Annotated in this window: 1 protein-coding gene; it reads left to right on the top strand. The window is 38.3% G+C overall.

All coding sequences use genetic code 11. The features are described 5' to 3' along the window. Positions 1–208 precede the first annotated feature (208 nt). Positions 209–1024 (top strand): bifunctional hydroxymethylpyrimidine kinase/phosphomethylpyrimidine kinase, encoded by an 816-nt coding sequence (thiD, locus tag ESP02_RS13130; protein ID WP_010727841.1) that lies wholly within the window; start codon positions 209–211, stop codon positions 1022–1024. The last annotated feature ends 30 nt before the right edge of the window (positions 1025–1054 follow it).

The raw sequence follows: 1054 nt of genomic DNA, 5'->3' as shown, positions 1-1054 counted from the left end.
CTTCGAATAGCGGGTATTTGTTATTAGAATAACTAGTTCAAATAAATGACAACTATTTTCTGATTTATTACTAATGTTTTTTCAAATAAATTTGATTACCAAGAAAAGGTAGTGGTATATTTACTGAGGGATACTTTGAAAAACATATGATAGAAACAGTAACAGCATCATGAAAAAAATTTTTTATAAAAATGGAGGGATCGATTTGATGGAAGAGCAGTATGTACAAGCAATGACGATCGCAGGATCAGATAGCGATGGAAGCGCAGGGATGCAAGCAGATATGCATACATTCTTTACAAGAAGTGTTTACGGTGTTTCTGTCATGACCGCATGTGTTGCAGGAAATTCTTACGGAATCGGAGCAAGTGTGACCTTGCCAACCGATTTTATCGATAAAGAATTTGAACTGATTGCAGAGGACTTTCAAATACGTGCAGCTAAAACAGGTATGCTAGCAGATTCAAATTTGATTGAGACAGTTGTAAAAAATTACCAAAAATATGATTTTGGACCATTAGTCGTGGATCCCGTGATCGTAACGAAACATGGAAATCTTTTACTAGAAGAATCTGCTTTACAAAGCTTGAAAGAAAAACTTGTCCCTTTGGCAGAAGTACTGACACCTAATTTTTACGAAGCAGAAAAGCTGACTGGACGGACATTAGCAACTGAAGAAGATTTTGTGCAAGCAGCAAAAGAACTGCAAGAGATGGGTGCGAAAAACGTCATGATCAAAGGACATCATGCAAAAGATGCGCAGCAAGAAACAGTCAACGACTACGTATTGCTTGAATCAGGAAAATCATTTTGGCTGAATGCGCCATTTTATCCTACTGACCGGATCAATGGGACCGGCGATTCGTTATCTGCATGTATTGCAGCCGAATTAGCTAAAGGAAAAACAGTAGAACAAGCGATCCGATTGGCAAAAGACTATGTAAACCGTGCGATTCGTGAAGAAATAAACGTAGGGCATAAATATGGACCAATCAATCATTGGGCAGCCGGTGAATTAGAGTAAAAGAAAGAGGTTGTGAAACCAGCGTCCTGT

It is taken from the genome of Enterococcus sp. NBRC 3427 (assembly GCF_007996925.1).
Taxonomy (GTDB): domain Bacteria; phylum Bacillota; class Bacilli; order Lactobacillales; family Enterococcaceae; genus Enterococcus_B; species Enterococcus_B lactis.
Note: the sequence above shows the minus strand (reverse complement) of the source record. Positions and strands in the feature narration are given on the sequence as shown.